At 73.2% G+C, this 18264-nt stretch carries 16 protein-coding genes; 5 read left to right on the top strand and 11 right to left on the bottom strand.

Translation table 11 applies throughout. The annotated features are described in order from the left end of the window. Nucleotides 1-172: 172 nt before the first annotated feature. The 4 genes from AB0C87_RS42420 to eno all read right to left on the bottom strand — a co-directional run bounded on the left by AB0C87_RS42420 (nt 173) and on the right by eno (nt 3526). Complete coding sequence (locus AB0C87_RS42420; RefSeq protein WP_360582223.1) at nt 173-1126, bottom strand: Ppx/GppA phosphatase family protein; 954 nt, start codon at nt 1124-1126, stop codon at nt 173-175. After that, nucleotides 1123-1677: a DUF501 domain-containing protein gene (locus tag AB0C87_RS42415; RefSeq protein ID WP_345176882.1), complete on the bottom strand. Its 555-nt coding sequence runs from the start codon at nt 1675-1677 to the stop codon at nt 1123-1125. Before AB0C87_RS42415 ends, AB0C87_RS42420 begins: the two co-directional genes overlap by 4 nt. A 51-nt stretch (nt 1678-1728) precedes the next feature. After that, complete coding sequence (locus tag AB0C87_RS42410; protein WP_345176880.1) at nt 1729-2163, bottom strand: septum formation initiator family protein; 435 nt, start codon at nt 2161-2163, stop codon at nt 1729-1731. A gap of 79 nt (nt 2164-2242) precedes the next feature. After that, nucleotides 2243-3526: a phosphopyruvate hydratase gene (gene eno / locus AB0C87_RS42405; RefSeq protein WP_345177224.1), complete on the bottom strand. Its 1284-nt coding sequence runs from the start codon at nt 3524-3526 to the stop codon at nt 2243-2245. 234 nt (nt 3527-3760) lie between these two features. On the opposite strand from eno, the gene AB0C87_RS42400 reads away from it, so the two are divergent. From AB0C87_RS42400 to AB0C87_RS42385, 4 genes are all read left to right on the top strand, one after another. Continuing rightward, nucleotides 3761-4807, top strand: coding sequence for an ABC transporter substrate-binding protein (locus tag AB0C87_RS42400; protein ID WP_345176876.1), 1047 nt, complete (start codon nt 3761-3763; stop codon nt 4805-4807). Then, entirely contained in the window at nt 4804-5580 is a 777-nt protein-coding gene (locus AB0C87_RS42395; RefSeq protein ID WP_345176874.1) for an ABC transporter ATP-binding protein, read from the top strand. The genes AB0C87_RS42400 and AB0C87_RS42395 overlap by 4 nt, the downstream gene beginning before the upstream one ends. After that, nucleotides 5570-6445, top strand: a complete 876-nt coding sequence (locus AB0C87_RS42390) for an ABC transporter permease subunit (RefSeq protein WP_345176871.1) — start codon at nt 5570-5572, stop codon at nt 6443-6445. Before AB0C87_RS42395 ends, AB0C87_RS42390 begins: the two co-directional genes overlap by 11 nt. A gap of 70 nt (nt 6446-6515) precedes the next feature. Then, nucleotides 6516-7952, top strand: coding sequence for an ATP-binding protein (locus tag AB0C87_RS42385; protein ID WP_345176868.1), 1437 nt, complete (start codon nt 6516-6518; stop codon nt 7950-7952). Between the two features lie 37 nt (nt 7953-7989). On the opposite strand, the gene AB0C87_RS42380 is transcribed toward AB0C87_RS42385, so the two are convergent. The 7 genes from AB0C87_RS42380 to mfd form a co-directional block, all read right to left on the bottom strand. Beyond that, nucleotides 7990-8346, bottom strand: a complete 357-nt coding sequence (locus tag AB0C87_RS42380; RefSeq protein WP_345176865.1) for a tetratricopeptide repeat protein — start codon at nt 8344-8346, stop codon at nt 7990-7992. 57 nt (nt 8347-8403) lie between these two features. Then, nucleotides 8404-8622, bottom strand: a complete 219-nt coding sequence (locus tag AB0C87_RS42375) for a hypothetical protein (RefSeq protein ID WP_345176863.1) — start codon at nt 8620-8622, stop codon at nt 8404-8406. 60 nt (nt 8623-8682) lie between these two features. Further along, nucleotides 8683-9627 (bottom strand): NADP-dependent oxidoreductase, encoded by a 945-nt coding sequence (locus AB0C87_RS42370; protein ID WP_345176860.1) that lies wholly within the window; start codon nt 9625-9627, stop codon nt 8683-8685. 119 nt (nt 9628-9746) lie between these two features. Continuing rightward, complete coding sequence (locus AB0C87_RS42365) at nt 9747-12212, bottom strand: transglycosylase domain-containing protein (RefSeq protein WP_360582219.1); 2466 nt, start codon at nt 12210-12212, stop codon at nt 9747-9749. A gap of 70 nt (nt 12213-12282) precedes the next feature. Continuing rightward, entirely contained in the window at nt 12283-13254 is a 972-nt protein-coding gene (locus AB0C87_RS42360) for a MazG family protein (RefSeq protein ID WP_360355430.1), read from the bottom strand. Nucleotides 13255-13259: 5 nt separating this feature from the next. Further along, nucleotides 13260-13916: a hypothetical protein gene (locus tag AB0C87_RS42355; RefSeq protein WP_345176853.1), complete on the bottom strand. Its 657-nt coding sequence runs from the start codon at nt 13914-13916 to the stop codon at nt 13260-13262. Nucleotides 13917-13955: 39 nt separating this feature from the next. Next, nucleotides 13956-17534 carry a transcription-repair coupling factor gene (gene mfd, locus AB0C87_RS42350; RefSeq protein WP_345176850.1) on the bottom strand — a complete coding sequence of 1193 codons (3579 nt, stop codon included), beginning with the start codon at nt 17532-17534 and terminating at the stop codon, nt 13956-13958. Nucleotides 17535-17790: 256 nt separating this feature from the next. Between mfd and AB0C87_RS42345 the strand changes: the two genes are divergently transcribed. Further along, nucleotides 17791-18264, top strand: a 474-nt coding sequence (locus tag AB0C87_RS42345; RefSeq protein WP_360582217.1) for a class I SAM-dependent methyltransferase, incomplete at its 3' end; no start/stop codon positions are given.

The following is an 18264-nucleotide window of genomic DNA, read 5'->3' as shown; positions in this document are numbered from 1 at the left end:
CGCCCCGAACTGGCCTCGACCACGCACGCGAACGCGTGACCTGGCCGGTGGAGCGAAGCCGAAGGCGAGCGGAGCCGGGCAGATCGCGAAGCGATGCCGCGTTCGCCCAGGCCAGGTCACGCAGCGAGCCGCCAGGCGAGCGAAGTGGGCCGGGACTTGATCAACACAGCGGTCAGACCAGCGACCAGGCGATGCCGTCGAGGATGTCGTGCTCGCTGACGACGACGGCCCCGAATCCGTACTCGCGCATGATCCGGTCGAGGATGAGCGCGCCCGCCCCGATCACGTCGACGCGGCCGGGGTGCATGACGCCGAACTCGGCGCGCTCGGCGCGGGTGGCGTGCAGCAGCCGCCGCGTCACCTCGTGCACCTGCCCGGCGGTGATCCGCGCCAGGTGGATGCGGGCCGGCTCGTAGCTCGGCAGGTCGAGCGCGATCCCGGCGACCGTGGTGACGGATCCGGCGAGCCCCACGAGGGTGCGCGCCTCGTCCACCGGGACGGTCTCGCGGACGGCGGCGAGCGCGGTGTCGATGTCGGCGGCCGCGTTGGAGATCTGCTCGGGCGAGGGCGGGTCGTCCTTGAGGTGCCGCTCGGTCATCCGCACGCAGCCGATGTCGATGGAGCGGGCCGCGTCCGCCGAAGAGCTGCCGAGCACGATCTCGGTGGACCCGCCGCCGATGTCGACGACCAGGTAGGGGCGGGCGGGGCGCAGCTTCGCCAGCTCGCGCGTGGCGCCGGTGAACGACAGCGCGGCCTCCTCGTCCCCGCTGATCACCTCGGGGACGACGCCGAAGATGTCGACGACGCCGCTGACGAAGTCGGCCCGGTTGGCGGCGTCGCGGGTCGCGCTGGTCGCGACCACCCGGGTCTTGACCGGCCCGTGCCCGTCGCCGTGCCGCTCGATCAGCTCGGCGTACCCGCGCATCGCGGTGAAGGTGCGCTCCAGCGCGGCGGGCGACAGCCGCCCGGTCTGGTCGACCCCCTCCCCCAGCCGGACGATCTCCATCCGGCGCTCGACGTCGGTCAGCGTGGCGCCGGCCTCGCCGTCGCCGCCGCCGGCCTCGATGTCGGCGATCAGCAGGCGGACCGAGTTGGTCCCGCAGTCGATGGCCGCGACGCGCGTCACCGCGCCTCCCCGGGTTCAGGTTCCGATTCGACAGGTTCGACGGTCTCTCCAGGTTCGACCTGAACGCAGGGCCCCGAGCGCCACCAGTCGGGCAGCGCGTCCAGGGCCTCGCGGCCGAACGGGTTGACGCCCGGCACCGCCAGCTCGTGCGCGACGAGGGCGTGCAGGCACTTGACGCGCTCCGGCATTCCGCCGGCGCTCTGCATGCCCTCGGGAAGCGGTTCGACGCCGTCCTCGCGGGCGGCCTCGTCGCGGCGGCGGAGGTAGTCCTCGTGGGCGGCGGCGTACTTCGCCGCCAGGGACGGGTCGCCGGCGAGCCTGGCCTGCATGTCGCGCATGACGCCGCTCCCCTCCAGGGTCCCGATGGCCGAGGCCGCCTTCGGGCACGTCAGGTAGAACAGCGTGGGGAAGGGCGTCCCGTCCGGGAGCCGCGGCGCCGTCTCGATCACGGCGGGCTGCCCGCACGGGCAGCGCCCCGCCACGCGGCGGACGCCGCGCGGCTCGCGCCCGAGCTGGGCCGCGACCGCGGCCGTGTCACGTGCATCGATCATGTATCCACCCGCGGATCCGGGGATCCGTTCTCCTCCGCGCCTCAGGGACCGTCAGCGGGGCCTGTCGGCGGCCTCCACCGACCGCCACAGCGTCTCGTACCAGGGCGGTCTGGTCTCCGTTCCGCCCCTGCGGGACTGCTGCCCGTCGCCTTCGCCGCCGTCCAGGACGATGTAGCACTTCACGTCAGGACGACAGTAATGGAGCCGCCGCGTCGCCTCACGCTCAATGTACGACTTGTCGCCCAGCTGTTGCTTGCGCTGGGCGAGGATCTCGACCTGGCGGCGGGACATCGCCTCCTGGCGGCGCAGGTCGGCGATCTCCTTGCGCTGGGCGATGTACTCCCGGACAGGGTAGGCGAGGCTCAGCGCGATCGCGCACATCACCACCGCGAGGATCGCGGCGCGGCTCGTCAGCGCCGGATTGGAACGGCGGGCCCGGGCGCCCCGCGTCCCGCGGCCGGTCTCGTGGTCGTCGCCCTGCGCCATCGTGTCCCCTGCCTGTGGCTCGGCTGCCGGAAACCGGTGCCCGGCGGGACGGGGACGCCGCCCCGCCGGGCCGCGCGGCTCAGCCCTGCGCGTCGAAGCGCGGGAACGCGGCGGCGCCGGCGTAGCGCGCGGCGTCGTCCAGCAGCTCCTCGATGCGCAGCAGCTGGTTGTACTTGGCGACCCGGTCGCTGCGGGCGGGGGCGCCGGTCTTGATCTGGCCGCAGTTGGTCGCGACGGCGAGGTCGGCGATCGTGGTGTCCTCGGTCTCGCCGGAGCGGTGGCTCATCATGCAGCGGTAGCCGCTGGTCTGCGCGAGCGAGACGGCGTCGAGGGTCTCGCTGAGCGTGCCGATCTGGTTGACCTTGACCAGCAGCGCGTTGGCGGCGCCGGACTTGATGCCGCGCCCGAGCCGCTCGGGGTTGGTGACGAACAGGTCGTCGCCGACGAGCTGGACGCGGTCGCCCACGGCGGCGGTGAGGCCCTCCCAGCCGGCCCAGTCCTCCTCGTCGAGGGGGTCCTCGATGGAGACGAGGGGGTAGTTGCCGAGCAGCTCGCCGTAGTAGGCGGCCATGTCGTCGGCGGACCGCTTGGTGCCCTCGAACGCGTACTGGCCGTCGGCGTGGAACTCGGTGGCGGCGACGTCCAGCGCGAGGGCGATGTCGCGGCCGGGGGTGAAGCCGGCCTTGCGGATCGCCTCCAGGATGAGGTCGAGGGCGTCCCGGTTGCTCGGCAGCTCGGGGGCGAAGCCGCCCTCGTCGCCGAGGCCGGTGTTCAGGCCCTTGGACTTCAGCACCGACTTCAGCGCGTGGTAGGTCTCGGCGCCCCAGCGCACCGCCTCGGCGAAGGTGGCCGCGCCGATCGGCGCGATCATGAACTCCTGGATGTCGACGTTGGTGTCGGCGTGCGCGCCGCCGTTCAGGATGTTCATCATCGGGACGGGCAGCAGGTGCGCGTTCGGGCCGCCCACGTAGCGGAACAGCGGCAGGCCGGCGGAGTCGGCGGCGGCCTTGGCGACGGCGAGGCTGACGCCGAGGATGGCGTTGGCGCCGAGCGCGGACTTGGCGGGGGTCCCGTCGAGGTCGATCAGCAGCTGGTCGATCAGGCGCTGGTCGGAGGCGGGGTAGCCGACGAGCTTCTCGTCGATGGTCTCGTTGACGGCCTTGACGGCCTTCCGGACGCCCTTGCCGCCGTAGCGCTCGCCACCGTCGCGCAGCTCGACCGCCTCGAACTGGCCGGTGGAGGCGCCGCTCGGGACCGCCGCGTGCGCCTCGGTCCCATCGGCGAGCAGCACCTCGACCTCGACGGTCGGGTTGCCGCGGGAGTCAAGGATCTCCCGGGCGATTACGGCCTCGATCGACGACACGGGGAACCCCCTGATGGTGCGGATGGTCGGTGCGGTCACCGAGCCTATCCGCGCGGCCCCGCCGCCGCCCAACCGCCTCGCCGTAGCCCTCAGAGAAACGCACATAGGGGACGGCGGTGGCGAAACAACTCCACCTCGGCGACCGCATCGTGCCAGGAAGACGACTTGACGCGGAGAACGCCCGCCTTATCTACTAAGCAGGTCAAACAGACTTGATTGATAGGGAAACTTCCAATGCATCGTGGACTCCGCGGGCGCGTCGCCGCCGTGGCACTGACCGTTCTCGTCGCAGCGGGCACGCTCGGCGCCTGCGGTGGCGGCGATGAGGAGTCCGGCGGGGACGCGGCCCCGCTCCGGCTCGGCTACTTCCCGAACCTCACCCACGCGACCGCCCTGGTCGGCGTCGAGAAGGGCATCTTCGCCAAGCACCTCGGCGCCGCGCCGAAGACCGCGACGTTCAACGCCGGCCCGGCCGCCGTCGAGGCGCTGTTCTCCGGCGCGATCGACGCGACGTTCGTCGGGCCCAACCCGTCCATCAACGCCTGGTCCAAGTCGCACGGGAAGGCCGTCCACATCATCTCCGGCGCGGCCTCGGGCGGCGTCTCGCTGGTGGTCAAGCCCGGGATCAAGGGCGTCCAGGACCTGCGCGGCAAGAAGATCGCGACCCCGCAGCTCGGCAACACGCAGGACGTCGCGCTGCGGTACTGGCTGAAGAAGAACGGCCTCACCGCGAACAAGGACGGCAGCGGGGACGTCAAGGTCGTCCCGCAGGAGAACGCCCAGACGCTGCAGACGTTCGCGCAGGGCGACATCGACGGGGCCTGGGTGCCCGAGCCCTACGCCTCGCGGCTGATCCTGGAGAACAAGGGCGAGCGGCTGCTCGACGAGAAGTCGCTGTGGCCCGGCGGCAAGTTCGTCATCACCAACCTGCTCGTCAGCCAGGAGTACGAGAAGAAGCACCCCGACCAGGTCAAGAAGCTGCTCCAGGGCGTCGTCGAGGCCACCGACTACATCAACCAGAACAAGGCGGACGCCGAGAAGGTCACCAACGACGCCCTCGCCAAGCTGAGCGGCAAGCCGCTGAAGCAGGACGTGCTCACGGCGGCCTTCAAGGAGATCGACTTCACCACCGACCCGGTCGCGTCCTCGCTGGTCGCGGGCGCGGCGCACGCCGAGGAGATCGGCCTGCTGGAGAAGACCGACCTGGACGGGATCTACAACCTGGCCCCGCTCAACGACGTGCTCAAGGCGGGCGGGAAGGCACAGGTCAGCGACCGATGACCGCGGACACGGCGGTCCGCCTCAGCGAGGTCTCCAAGGCGTTCGGGACCGGCGGATCCGCGCTCCTCGCGCTCGACAAGGTCTCCCTCGACGTGGCCCCCGGCGAGTTCGTGTGCCTGGTCGGCGCGTCCGGCTGCGGGAAGAGCACGCTGCTCAACCTGGTCGCCGACCTCGAACGCCCGAGCGCCGGGACGATCGACAAGGACGGCGCGCGGGTCGCGCTGATGTTCCAGGAGCCCGCGCTGTTCCCGTGGCTGACGGTGACCGGCAACCTCGAACTCGCCCTGAAGACGCGCGGCGTCCCGCGGGGCGAGCGGCGGAGCCGGGCGGGCCGGCTGCTCGACTCGGTGCACCTCGGCGGGTTCGCCGGCAGGCGCCCGCACCAGCTGTCGGGCGGCATGCGGCAGCGGGTCGCGCTGGCCCGTGCCCTCGCCCTCACCGAGGACGACGCCGGCGAGGGGCAGGGGACCGTCCTGCTGATGGACGAGCCGTTCGGCGCGCTCGACGCGATGACCCGCGACCTGCTGCACGACGAGATCGAGCGGATCTGGCGGGAGCGCGCCCTGACCGTGCTGTTCGTCACGCACAACGTCAGGGAGGCGGTGCGACTCGGCGACCGGGTGGTGCTGCTCAGCAGCCGGCCCGGCCGGGTCGTGGAGGAGTTCCCCGTCCCGATGGAGCGGCCGCGGCGGATCGACTCCCCCGAGGTCGCCTCCCTGGCCGGGACCATCACCGACCGGCTGCGCGAGGAGGTCGTCCGGCATGGCGCATGACACGGTGAAGGGCGAGAGGCGGCTCGACCGCGAGCTGGCGGGCTTGGACGCGCTGGAGCTCGGCGGGACGGCGCGTACCCGGCTCCTCCAGCGGGCGTGGTCGGCGGCGTGGCCGATCGTCGCGGCCGTGCTGATCGCGCTCGCGGCGTGGCAGCTGGTCGTGTGGAGCGGCTGGAAGGAGCCGTGGGTGCTCCCCGGCCCCAGGGACACGCTCCCGGTGTTCTGGGACCAGCTCACCTCGGGGCGGTTCTGGGACGCCGTCGCCCTGACGATGCGGCGTGCGGTCGTCGGGTTCGCCTTCGCCGTGGCCGTGGGCGTCGTGGCCGGCGCGCTGGTGGCGCGGTTCCGGGTGCTGCGCCGGGCGTTCGGGTCGCTGATCACCGGTCTGCAGACGATGCCGTCGATCGCCTGGTTCCCGCTCGCCATCCTGCTGTTCCGGCTCAGCGAGAGCGCGATCCTGTTCGTGGTGATCCTCGGCGCGGCCCCGTCGATCGCCAACGGGCTGATCACGGGCGTCGACTACACGCCGCCGATCCTGCTGCGCGCGGGGAAGGTGATGGGGCTGCGGGGCATCGCGCTGTACCGGCACCTGATCCTGCCGGCCTCGCTTCCCTCGTTCGTGGCGGGGCTGAAGCAGGGCTGGGCGTTCGCGTGGCGCAGCCTGATGGCGGGCGAGCTGCTGGTCGTCATCGGCGACACGACCTCGCTCGGGGTGCTGCTGTCGCAGGCCAGGGAGCTGAACAACACCGCCGACATGATCTCCTACATGCTGATGATCCTGGTCCTCGGCATCGTGATCGACCAGCTGTTCGGGCTGGTGGACGGGGCGATCCGGCGCCGCTGGGGCGTCGACGAGGGACACTGACAATCTTTTACCCGCCGACCCGGATGGGATCCGCCCTGCCCAGGTAAGAACTCCCCGGTACTGACATGACGTGCAGCGCACCAGGGAGGTCGTCATAGGCGTCCGGCTCCGCCGGCCGTCCCCGAGCGGCTGGATCTGGCAAGCCGTGCTGCGCCACCCGGAGATCCGGTTCCGAGTGACGGTGGCGGCCTCGCTGGTGGCCTTCGTGCTGTCGTCGGCGCTGAGCGCGGTGCTGCTGGTCCAGCTCAAGCAGGACGCCTACCAGGATCTCGTGCGGGCGCTGGCGCGCGACAACCGGCGGACGGCGACGGCGATCGAGACCGGGCAGCTCACCCTGGACATCTCCCCCACCACCGACAGCCTCCAGCAGGTGGTGAACCAGCAGGGCCAGGTGGTCGCGGCCACCCCGCGGATGCGGGGCCGCCCCAGGGTCCGGTTCCCGCCGCCGCCGCCGTTCGAGGAGCGCCGGGTGGGCCGCGTCTGCGGGATCGACGCGCCGGGCGCCCACTGCTTCGTGATCGTCGAGCGCCGGGTGGGGCTCGGACCGGACGCGCTGTTCATCAACTCGCTCGCCCCCGCACCGGGGCCGCTGCCGCGCCCGGTCTCGGGGGTGCTGATCCTGCTGGGCATCCCCTTCATCACCCTGCTCGCCGGCTACGGGACGTGGCTGTCGGTGAACCGGGCGCTGCTCCCGGTCGAGGGGATCCGCCGCGAGCTGGACGAGATCACCGCCACGGACCTGGAGCGCCGCGTGCCGGAGCCGCACCGCCGCGACGAGGTGGGGCGGCTCGCCGAGAGCGTGAACGCCACCCTGGACCGTCTGGAGGAGGCGGTCGCGCGGCAGCGCGCGTTCGTCTCCGACGTGTCGCACGAACTGCGCAGCCCCCTCACCGCGCTGCGCATGGAGCTGGAACTGGCGCTGTCGGCCCCCGAGGACACCGACGTCCCCGCCGCGCTGCGCGCCGTCCTGGTCAACACCGAGCGGCTGTCGGCGGTGGTGGACGACCTGCTCGCGCTCGCGCGGCTCGACGCCGACCGCACCGCCTCCCCCATGGAGCGGGTGGACCTGACCGAGATCACCGACCAGGAGGTGCTGCGCCGTCCCCGCCGCGTCCAGGTGACGGTGCTCGCGGAGGGCCCCGTGGTGGTGCGGGGCGGGCGCAGCGACCTGGCGCGGCTGCTGACCAACCTCATCGACAACGCCGACCGGCACGCCGCCGGCGAGGTGACGGTGATCCTGCGCACGGAGAAGCCCGCCACCGCGGTGGTCGAGGTGATCGACGACGGCACGGGCGTCCCGCCGGACGACCGCGAGCGGGTGTTCGAGCGGTTCGCGCGGCTGGCCGAGGGCCGGCACCGCGACGCCGGCGGTACCGGCCTCGGCCTGGCGATCTCCCGCGACATCGCCGAGGCGCACCACGGGTCGCTGATCCTCACCGACCGCATCGACGGCGTCCCCGGCGCCCGCTTCGTCCTGCGCCTCCCCAGCGACGACGTCCCGAGGTAGCCGTCCCCCGCGGGGACGGCTACCTCGGGACGGGACGTCAGGCCAGGTCGGCGGCGGTCACGGAGACCTCGATCTCCGCGGTGGGCTCGACACCCATGGCGCGGGCGAGCTTGCGGAAGGCGCGGGCCTCGTCCGGGCGGCTCCGCCGCTCCAGGGTGCGGGCCAGTGCCTCGTAGGCCCAGCCGTTGCCCGGGTCGAGCTCGACGAGGCGGCGGAGCGTCTCCTCGGCGCGGCCGAGCTGGGCGCTGTGGAAGTAGGCGCGGCCGAGCAGCTCGACCGCGGCGCGGTTGCCCGGGTCGCCGTCGACGATCGGGGCCAGCATGCGCGCAGCGCCCGCGTAGTCCCGGGCGTCGAAGAACAGCGTCGCGCGCTCGAACTCCTCGTAGGTGGTCATGCCTGCGGAACCGGGGACGGCCGGGCTTTGTTCCCCGGCCCGGCCGCCCCCGGGCGCTCAGGTCATCCCGAGATCGGCGCGGAGCCGCTCGCGCTCGGCCTCCAGCAGGTCGATCTGCCCCTGCAGCTCCTCGCGCTGGGCGAGGTACTGACCGGAGTCCACCATGTCCGTGGGGTCGCCGGACGGTGCGGGAAGGTCCGCGCGCAGCCGCTTCAGGGATTCCTCGATGTCGCGGAGCCGCGCGCGCCGGTCGTCCTCGGTCTCACTCTGGTTCATGTGTCTCCTCCTCCGGCTCTGCATGCCCGCGCCCGGGCCGTCCTCACCTCGGCGGGGCCGTCAGATGCGCAGGACGGTCTTGCCGCGCGCGCCGCCCAGCCGGTTGTCGGCCAGGGCGTCGGCCGCCCGCTCCAGCGGGACCTCCCGCTCGACGCGGACGCGCAGCGCGCCCGCGTCGATGAGGTCGGAGAGGCGGTCCAGCAGTTCGGCGGACGGCTGCGTCTGGAAGTTGACGCCGCGCAGCCCCTTCGCCTCCAGGGAGTCGGGGTTCACCGACCAGGTGGTGGAGATGTAGGTCCCGCCGGGACGCAGCAGCTGCGCGAGGTGCTCGGCCGACCGGGTGTCGCTGGCCGTGTCGAGGACGGCGTCGATCCCGTCGGTGTGGACGGCGAGCACCTGCCGGTTGAGGTCGCCCGCGGAGTGGTCGACCGTCTCGTCCGCGCCGAGGCGCCGCATCGTGCCCGCCATGTCGTCGCGCGCGGTCGCGATGACCTTGGCGCCCGCGCGGGACGCGAGCTGCACCGCGCTCTGCCCGACGCCGCCGGTCGCGCCCACCACGAGAACGGTCTGGCCGGTGTCGATGCGCGCCTGGTCGACCATGGCGAGCGCGGTCGCGCTCGCGGTCGGCACCGCCGCGGCCTGCGTGTAGATCATCCCCTGCGGCATCCGCGCGACCGGGCCGTCCTCGCGGACGAGGGCGTACTCGGCGTAGCTGCCGAGCCCGCGCTCCACGATGGCGAAGGCCCCGTAGACCTGCTCGCCGTGCCGCAGCCGGGTCACGCCCTCGCCGGCCTCCTCCACGACGCCCGCGCCGTCCCGGCCGAGGATCAGCGGGAACGGCACGTCGACGGAGTCCTTGAGCATGCCTTCGGCGATCTTCCAGTCCAGCGGGTTCAGCCCGGCGGCGATCACCCGCACCAGGATCTCGCCGGGCCCCGGCTCCGGGCGCGGCAGGTCCATGAGCGCCGGCGTGGCGCCGTACTCCGACACGGCGATGGCTCGCATGACGATCGTCCCCCGAAACGGATCAGCGCGGGAGTCGCGTCCCGCTGTCGATCTTCCCGTGTCGATCTACCCCGCGACCGGACGATCACACGTCGGCGCAGGTCACGCGGGGACGCGGGTCACGCGGGGGCCTGCTGGGGCGGCCCGCCGGGTTCCGGGGTGGGCGTGGCGGGCGGCACGGTGGGGTGGCCGCCTCCCCTGCGCCCGCCGCCGGGCCCGCCGCCGGGTTCGCGCCCGGCGCCCTTGCTGAGATGCAGCGTGATGGTGCCGCCCGGCTCGGCCGACGAGGGCGACATGCCGGCGACGGTGCCCTTCGGGAACCGGCGGGAGGCCATCGGCGCGCCGATCCGGGCCCTGAACCCGGCGGCGCGGAGCCGGGCGGCGGCCTCGCCGGGCTTCATGCCGCGCACGTCCGGCACCCTGGCCCGGTCCTCGCCCGAGCCCCTGCTGAAGTAGCGCGACGGCGGCCGGTGGAACGAGCCCGGCTCGGTGTGCGACAGCGCCCCGAGCATGCTCTGCCGCCAGATCGGCGCCGGGATCGTCGCCCCGAACACCGAGCCGTAGCACCGGCCGTCCATGCACAGGTTCTCCATCGGGTGCCTGTAGCCGCCGCGCGGGTCGCCGACCCACACGGCCGCGGCAAGGTCCGGGGTGTACCCGGCGAACCAGGCGGCGGAGAAGTTGTCGACGGTCCCGGTCTTGCCGGCGGCGTCGCGCCCGAGGCCCATGCCGCGCGCGGTGCCCTTGGTCAGGACGCCGCGCAGGACGTAGTTGACGGCGTCCGCGACGCCCTCGTCCATCGCCCGCTCGCAGTGGCGCCCCGGCACCTTCAGCCTGCGGCCGGACGCGGCGCGGATCTCCCGGATCGCGATCGGCTCGCAGTACCGGCCGCGGGCCCCGAACGCCGCGTAGGCCGCCGCGAGCCGCAGCGGGGAGACGGGGTTGAAGCCCAGCGTGAACGACGGGTACTGCTCCAGCGGCTTGCCGTTCGCCTGCTTCATCCCGAGCCGTTCGGCCATCCTGACGGTGTCGCAGAGGCCGACCTTCTTCTCCAGGGCGAGGAAGAACGTGTTGACCGAGTGGTGCGTCCCGGTGACGAGGCTGAACTGGCGGCCGCCCTCGCCGTCGGCGGAGTTGCGCAGGGAGGCGGACGGGTCGCCGACGCGGTCCCCGTCGCAGTTGCGGTAGCCGACGGGCGTGTAGGCGCGCGGCGCCATCATCCGGGTCCCGAACGGCATGCCCTCGTCCAGCGCCGCGGCCAGCGTGAACGCCTTGAACGTGGACCCGGCCTGCATGCCGATGCTGGAGCCGTGGCTGGCGTCGGCGGCGAAGTTGATCCACGTCTTGCCGCGGTCCCGGTCGGGGCCGAGCTCGCGGTCCACGGCCATCGCCTTGATCTCGCCGGTGCCCGGCTGCACCATCGCCTCGGCGGCGGCCTTGTGCGCGGAGTTCTTCGGCGGGACGTGCCCGTCGACGGCGCGCTGCGCGGCCTTCTGGGCGCGCCGGTCCAGGGTGGTGCGGATCGTCAGCCCGCCGCGCTTGAGCAGCTTCTCCCGGTCCTCGGCCGTCTTGCCGAACACGGGGTCGGTGAGGATCTCGCGCTGGACGTAGTCGCAGAAGAACGGGGCGTCGCTGGTGACGCAGCCGCTCCGCACGTTGTCGACGTCCAGCCGGACGGGCGCCCGCCTGGCCGCGGCCGCCTTGGCCGGGTCGAGCCAGCCGAGCTCGGCCATCCGGGTCAGCACGGTGTCGCGGCGCTCCCGGGCCGAGCCGGGATGGCGGATCGGGTCGTAGGCGTAGGGGTAGCGGACGACGCCGGCGAGCAGCGCCGCCTCGGGCAGCGTCAGCTCCGACGCGTGCTTGGAGAAGTAGTGCCGCGACGCCGCCTCGACGCCGTAGGCCCCGTCGCCGTAGTAGGCGATGTTGAGGTAGCGGCGCAGGATCTCGTCCTTGGTGAACCGCTTCTCCAGCGCCACCGCGTACTTCAGCTCGCGGATCTTGCGGGCGGCCGAGACCTCCCGGGCCTCCTGCCGCTCGGCGTCGGTGTCGGCCTGGGTGAGCAGCAGGTTCTTCACGTACTGCTGGGTGATGCCGGAGCCGCCCTGCGTCACCTGGCCGCTGCTGAGGTTGCTGGCGAGCGCCCGCAGGGTGCCCTGCGCGTCGATGGCCCCGTGCTCGTAGAAGCGGCTGTCCTCGATCGCCAGCACCGCCTGGCGCAGCACCGGGGCGATCTTGTTGAAGGGGACGTCGACGCGGTTCTGGTAGAAGAACGTGGCGAGGGTGGAGCCGTCCGCGGCGAGGATCTTCGAGCGCTGGGGGACGCCGGAGGTCGTCAGCCCGTCCGGCTCGGCCTCGAACCAGCCGGCGGCGTCGCGGGCGCCGACGCCCGCCGTGCACGCGGTCGGCAGCAGCATCAGCGCGACGAGCAGCCCGGCCAGGCCGCCGAAGGCGCCGAGCCCGCGCACGGCGCGGACCTTCTCGGCGCGGGTCGTCGACGGGGTCAGCAGGCGGCGCGGGCGGCGGCGCCGCGCCGCGGGGGCTCCCGGCCCGGGATCCCCTGCGTCATTTCCGGCCTCGGTCGGCACGCGCTCAGAGTAGACGGGCCTTCCCGAGCGGACCACCCCATTGGTGAGGTTCCGCCCGTTATCCCCCGAATCAGGCGTCGCGCCGCTCCCAGGTCCGGACACGGTCCCGGAATACCCGGGAAACGGCGCGCAACTCCGACTCCGCGTCCACGCCTCGCTCACCCGCCTCCCGGACCAGCGCGAACAGGCGTCCGCCCAGCTCGGCTCCGGCCTCCTCCGCCAGCCCCTCGGCGAGCCCGGACGGGGCGTCCATGCGCGCGGCGCGGCGCTGCAGCTGCGCGGCCAGCGACAGGGCGGGCTGGCCCATCGGCACGCCGTCGAGCGCCGAGGCCTCCGCGCCGCTCTTCTCCGCGCGCTCGGCCGCCTTGATCTGCTCCCAGTTCGCGTTGACCTCGTCGGCGCCGGAGACGGTGACGTCCCCGAACACGTGCGGGTGCCGCCGGACGAGCTTGTCGACGATCGCGCCCGCCACGTCATCGATCGTGAACCCGGTCCCGTCGTCGCGCTCGGCGGCCACCACCGAGTGGAACGCCACCTGCATCAGCACGTCGCCCAGCTCCTCGCGGAGCGCGCCGTAGTCGCCGGCCTCGACGGTGTCGAGGACCTCGTAGGCCTCCTCCAGCAGGTACGGGACGAGGGTCGTGTGCGTCTGCTTGCGGTCCCACGGGCACTCGCGGCGCAGCGTGTCCATCACCGACACCAGGTCGAGCAGCCGCGCGCCCGGCAGGTCGTAGGAGCCGTGGAGCACCTCGACGTCCAGCGGGTCGTCGACGACCAGGGCCCCGATCCCGCGCATCAGCGCCTCGTCGCCCTCGGGCGCGGCCACCCACAGCACGTCCGCGCGCCGCGCGTCGGCCACCAGGAGCGCCGGGTCGGGCTCCTCCACGAGGTCGGGGACGACGCCGGCGTCGAGGAGCGCGGGCAGCAGCGGGTGGCCGTCCCGGAGGCGGACGGCGTCGGCCGACCGGAGCGCGTCCCAGGCCCGCCAGGTCAGCAGGCCCGGCGCGACCCGGTGCGTGGTCGCCAGCAGGGTGAGGCTCATGGGCCTCAGATACCCGAATCGGGGCTGGACAGCCGGTAGACGATCGGGGCGACCTCGAACTTGGCGGGGTCGTAGTGCCCGTAGCGCGGGTTGACCTTGATGTGCATGCCGGCGGCGGTGCGCTGGAACAGCTCGTTCCACTGCCGCCCGGCCTGCTCGGTCGCCGGGTTCAGCCGGTTGTTCAGGTCGGCGCCGAACCGCTGCATGACCGCCAGCTGCGTCGCCACCAGCCGGGCGAGGTCGCGGGAGTGCGCGCGGGGCAGCCCGCTCGCCAGCGTGATCGACTGGGCCCCGCCCTGGCGGTCCAGGGCCTGGAGCGCGCCGTCGACCTGCCCTCCGGTCACCTCGACGCCGGCCCGGCGCGCCACCCGGTCGGCGACCCGGAAGTTGATCAGCAGGGTGAGCGCGCCCTGCAGGTCGGACTCGGAGTCGCCCGCGACCTGCGGCGCCGGGTTGGCGGGGTTGGCGCGCAGCTCGTTGGCCGCCGGGTCGGAGCGGAACTGCTCGCGCCAGTCGCGGACGGTCTGGCTGAGGGTGCTGACGGTGATGCGGTCGTCGCCGACGAGTGCGGCGGTGCCGACCTTCGGGGAGCCGCCGCAGCCGGCCAGCGCGGCGGCCGCCAGCACGGCCGCCACCGCCGCCTTCACGGACTTACCAGGCACGGATTCCTCGTCTCGTCGCTCGATCGGGGCGGCGCCAGCCTAGCGCCGCGCCGCGGACTCCAGGAACAGGGCGTCCACCAGGTCGGTCGCCCACTTCAGCAGCTCCTGGTCGCGCAGCGGACGGCCCCCGAGTACCGCCGTCTTCGGCGCGGGCACGAGCAGGGTGTCGGTCGCCGGCTTCAGGATGCTCTTCGGGTACAGCCGCTGCAGCCTGACCTGCTTGGAGTCGGGCAGGTGCACGGGCGCGAACTTGACGAACGTTCCCTGGAGGGTGACGTCGCTCAGCCCCGCCCTGCGGGCCTTGGCCCGGAACCGGGCGACCTCCAGCAGGTTCAGCACCGGGACGGGCAGCGGACCGAACCGGTCCTTCAGCTCGTCGTGCACGGCGCCGATCTCGTCCTCGGAGGTGATCGCGGCGATCCGCCGGTAGGCGTCCAGCCGGAGCCGCTCGCCCGGCACGTACTCGTGCGGCAGGTGCGCGTCGACGGGCAGCTCGACCTTGGTCTCGACGGCCTCGGGCTCGCCGCCGCCCTCCTTCAGCTCCCGCACCGCCTCGCCGACCATCCGGACGTACAGGTCGAACCCGACGCCCGCGACGTGGCCGGACTGCTCGGCGCCGAGGATGTTGCCCGCGCCGCGGATCTCCAGGTCCTTCATCGCGACGTACATGCCGGCGCCGATCTCGGTGTGCTGCGCCAGCGTCGCGAGCCGCTCGTGCGCGGTCTCGGTGAGCGGCTGCTCCGGCTGGTAGAGGAAGTAGGAGTAGGCCCGCTCCCGGCCGCGCCCGACGCGGCCGCGCAGCTGGTGGAGCTGCGACAGCCCGTACATGTCGGCGCGGTCGACGATGAGGGTGTTGGCGTTCGGCACGTCCAGGCCGGACTCCACGATCGTGGTCGCGACCAGGACGTCGTAGTTCTTCTCCCAGAAGTCGACCATGACCTTCTCGAGCTCGTGCTCGTTCATCTGGCCGTGCGCGACCGCGATCCGCGCCTCCGGGACGAGCCGCGCCAGGGTCGCCGCGACCTTGTTGATGGACCGGACGCGGTTGTGCACGAAGAACACCTGGCCCTCGCGCAGCAGCTCGCGGCGGATCGCCGCGGCGATCTGCTTCTCCTCGTAGGGGCCGACGAACGTCAGGACGGGGTGGCGCTCCTCCGGCGGGGTGAGGATCGTCGACATCTCCCGGATGCCGGTGAGGCCCATCTCCAGCGTCCGCGGGATCGGCGTCGCCGACATGGCGAGCACGTCCACCTGCGTCCGCAGCCGCTTCAGCTCCTCCTTGTGCTCGACGCCGAACCGCTGCTCCTCGTCGATGATCACCAGGCCGAGGTTCTTGAAGCGGGTCTGCGACGACAGGATCCGGTGGGTGCCGACCACGACGTCCACCGAGCCCTCCGACAGCCCGTTCAGCGTCTCCCCGATCTCCCTGTCGGACTGGAACCGGCTGATCGGCTTCACCACGACGGGGAACGCCGCGAACCGCTCGGCGAACGTGGACAGGTGCTGCTGCACCAGCAGCGTCGTCGGCACGAGCACCGCGACCTGCCGCCCGTCCTGGACGGCCTTGAACGCCGCCCGCACGGCGATCTCGGTCTTGCCGTAGCCGACGTCGCCGCAGATCAGCCGGTCCATCGGGACGGCCCGCTCCATGTCGCCCTTCACCTCGTCGATGGCGGCGAGCTGGTCGGGCGTCTCGTTGTAGGGGAAGGCGTCCTCCAGCTCCCGCTGCCACGGGGTGTCGGGCGCGAAGGCGTGGCCGGGGCTCGCCATCCGCGCCGAGTACAGCCGGATCAGCTCCCCGGCGATCTGCTTGACCGCCTTGCGGGCGCGGGACTTGGCCTTCTGCCAGTCGGCGCCGCCGAGCCGGTGCAGGCTGGGCGCCTCGCCGCCGACGTAGCGGGTGAGCTCCTCCAGCTGGTCGGTCGGGACGAACAGCCGGTCGCTCTTGGCGTACTCCAGGATCAGGTACTCGCGGGTGGCGCCCTGGACCGTGCGGCTGACCATCTCCACGTACCGCCCGACGCCGTGCTGCTCGTGCACCACGTAGTCGCCCGGCTTGAGCTGGAGCGGGTCGATGCCGCCGCGCCGCCGCGACGGCATGCGCCGCGCGTCGCGCGTGGAGGACTTCTGCCCCGACAGGTCGGTCTCGGTCAGCACCGCGAGCTTGACCGACTCCCAGGTGAACCCGTTCTCCAGCAGCCCGGTCGTGACGGTGACCACCGACGGCTCGGGCGCGCCGGCCACGTCGGCGAGCCGCGCGCCGACGCCCTCCTCCCGGGCGAGCTGGACGAGCCGCTCGGCCGGTCCGTGCCCGGCGGTGACCAGCACGACGCGCCAGCCGCCGTCCGTCCAGCCCTTGAGGTCGCCGACGACGCGGGAGGTGTCGCCGCGGTACGCCTCCGCCGGCTGCACCCCGAGGCTCAGCGTCTCCGCGCCGCCGCCGAGGGACCCGCCGTCCGGGAGCTCGGCGTCCGCGCCGCCCGCCGCCAGCGGGCTCAGCGCCGTCACGCTCCACCGCGGCAGCCCCAGCTCCGCGCTGTGGGCGCGGACCTCCTCCAGCGAGCGGAACGCCGCCGCCCCGAGGTCGATCGGCGCCTCTCCACCGGCGGCGGCGTTGACCCAGCTCGCCTCCAGGAACTCCTGGCTCGTGCGGACCATCTCGACCGACCGGGTGCGGATCCGCTCCGGCTCGCAGACCAGCAGCGCCGACCCGTCCGGCAGCAGGTCGGTCAGCAGCTCCATGCTCTCGGCGAGGACGGGCGAGAACGCCTCCATGCCCTCGACGGTGTCGCCGTCGGCGATCCGGCCGAGGATCTCCTCCAGGGCGGGGTGCTCCTGCGCGAGCCGCCTCGCGCGCTCGCGCACCTTCTCCGTCAGCGGCAGCTCGCGGCACGGCGGCGCCCACAGCCCGCCCTGCGCGACCTCCAGGGAGCGCTGGTCGGCCGCCTTGAAGTAGCGGATCTCCTCGACGGTGTCGCCCCAGAACTCCACCCGCAGCGGGTGCTCCTCGGTCGGCGGGAACACGTCGAGGATCCCGCCGCGCACCGCGATCTCGCCGCGCTTCTCCACCAGGTCCACGCGCTGGTACCCGGCCTCCACCAGGCGCCGGACCGCGTCGTCCATGTCGGCGTCCTCGCCGGAGGCCAGCCGCACCGGCTCCAGGTCGGCGAGCCCGGACACGATCGGCTGGAGCACCGCGCGGACCGGCGTCACCACGACGTCCAGCGCGCCGCCCTTCGCCGAGCCGTCCCCGGCGGGCGGGCCGCCCGCGCCCGGGTGGACGAGGCGGCGCAGCACCGCCAGCCGCTGCCCGACCGTGTCGGAGCGAGGCGACAGCTTCTCGTGCGGCAGCGTCTCCCACGCCGGGAAGTGCGCGACGCGCTCGGGGTCGAGCAGGCTCGACAGGGCGGCGGCCAGGTCCTCGGCCTCGCGGCCGGTCGCGGTCACCGCGAGCACGACGCCCTCGCCGTCCGCGCGCAGGCGGCGGCTCAGCGCGGCGGCCAGGATCGGCCACAGCGCGGCGGGTGCGACGATCTCCCGGTCCGTGCGCGGCCGCGTGAGCGCGCTCCGCAGGCCGGGGTCGGTGCACGCAAGGTCAACAAGTCCAGAAAGCGTCATTATTAGCCCGATATTCGCCCACAAATGGCCAATCACCCCGAGACAGGGCAGGCCGAAAACCCGGAATCCAGCCGGACCCGGTACCGCGTACCAGCGTACGCGCCCCGGACGGCGCTCGTTCAGGCGGAGCCGAAGGCGCCCGCCCGGGCACGCGGCCCGCCGTCCGCACCCTGACCGGCGAGGACGGCGACACGGCCGTCACCAAGAAAAGGCAAATAGCGGACGGAGCGCAGCCAAGCGATTACGCTGCGAGATTGTGACCGATCTGCGTACGTCGCCGGTCAACGGCGGCGATCTCTTCTCAGAACGCGCCCGCCAGTACGCCCTAGAGAAGCCCCTGCAGCGGATCCACATCCTCGAAGCGGGCTGCGGCTGGGGGACGGGGCTGGACCTCGGCGACCGCGAGCGCGAAGTCACGGGGGTCGACCTGGATTCCCCGGAGCTGCGCGCCTACACCTGCGAGCGGCCCGACCTCGACGCCTGGCACCTCGGCGACCTGCGCACCGTCCCGCTGCCGCCGCGCGCCTTCGACATCGTCCACGCCTCGTACCTGATCGAGCGCGTCCCGCACGCCGAACTGGTGCTCGACCGGTTCGTCGCCGCGCTGAAGCCCGGCGGGCTCCTGCTGGTGCACCTGCGCGACCGCGACACCGCGTTCGGGTTCCTCGACCGCACGCTCCCGCGCTGGCTGCGCGCGTCCGGCCGGCGCCGCGCGCGCCCGGGGCGCGCC

This window comes from Actinomadura sp. NPDC048021 (assembly GCF_040653135.1).
Lineage (GTDB): Bacteria > Actinomycetota > Actinomycetes > Streptosporangiales > Streptosporangiaceae > Spirillospora > Spirillospora verrucosospora.
The sequence above is the reverse complement of the archived record's forward strand: the minus strand, read 5'-3'. Positions and strand labels throughout refer to the sequence as shown.

Excerpts from the sequence above, each read along its gene's own strand:
- AB0C87_RS42375 (WP_345176863.1), bottom strand. The coding sequence starts at position 8,622 with ATGAACCAGAGTGAGACCGAGGACGACCGGCGCGCGCGGCTCCGCGAC.
- AB0C87_RS42400 (WP_345176876.1), top strand. The coding sequence starts at position 3,761 with ATGCATCGTGGACTCCGCGGGCGCGTCGCCGCCGTGGCACTGACCGTT.
- mfd (WP_345176850.1), bottom strand. The coding sequence starts at position 17,534 with ATGACGCTTTCTGGACTTGTTGACCTTGCGTGCACCGACCCCGGCCTG.
- AB0C87_RS42415 (WP_345176882.1), bottom strand. The coding sequence starts at position 1,677 with ATGATCGATGCACGTGACACGGCCGCGGTCGCGGCCCAGCTCGGGCGC.
- AB0C87_RS42395 (WP_345176874.1), top strand. The coding sequence starts at position 4,804 with ATGACCGCGGACACGGCGGTCCGCCTCAGCGAGGTCTCCAAGGCGTTC.
- AB0C87_RS42380 (WP_345176865.1), bottom strand. The coding sequence starts at position 8,346 with ATGACCACCTACGAGGAGTTCGAGCGCGCGACGCTGTTCTTCGACGCC.
- AB0C87_RS42370 (WP_345176860.1), bottom strand. The coding sequence starts at position 9,627 with ATGCGAGCCATCGCCGTGTCGGAGTACGGCGCCACGCCGGCGCTCATG.
- AB0C87_RS42390 (WP_345176871.1), top strand. The coding sequence starts at position 5,570 with ATGGCGCATGACACGGTGAAGGGCGAGAGGCGGCTCGACCGCGAGCTG.
- AB0C87_RS42410 (WP_345176880.1), bottom strand. The coding sequence starts at position 2,163 with ATGGCGCAGGGCGACGACCACGAGACCGGCCGCGGGACGCGGGGCGCC.
- AB0C87_RS42360 (WP_360355430.1), bottom strand. The coding sequence starts at position 13,254 with ATGAGCCTCACCCTGCTGGCGACCACGCACCGGGTCGCGCCGGGCCTG.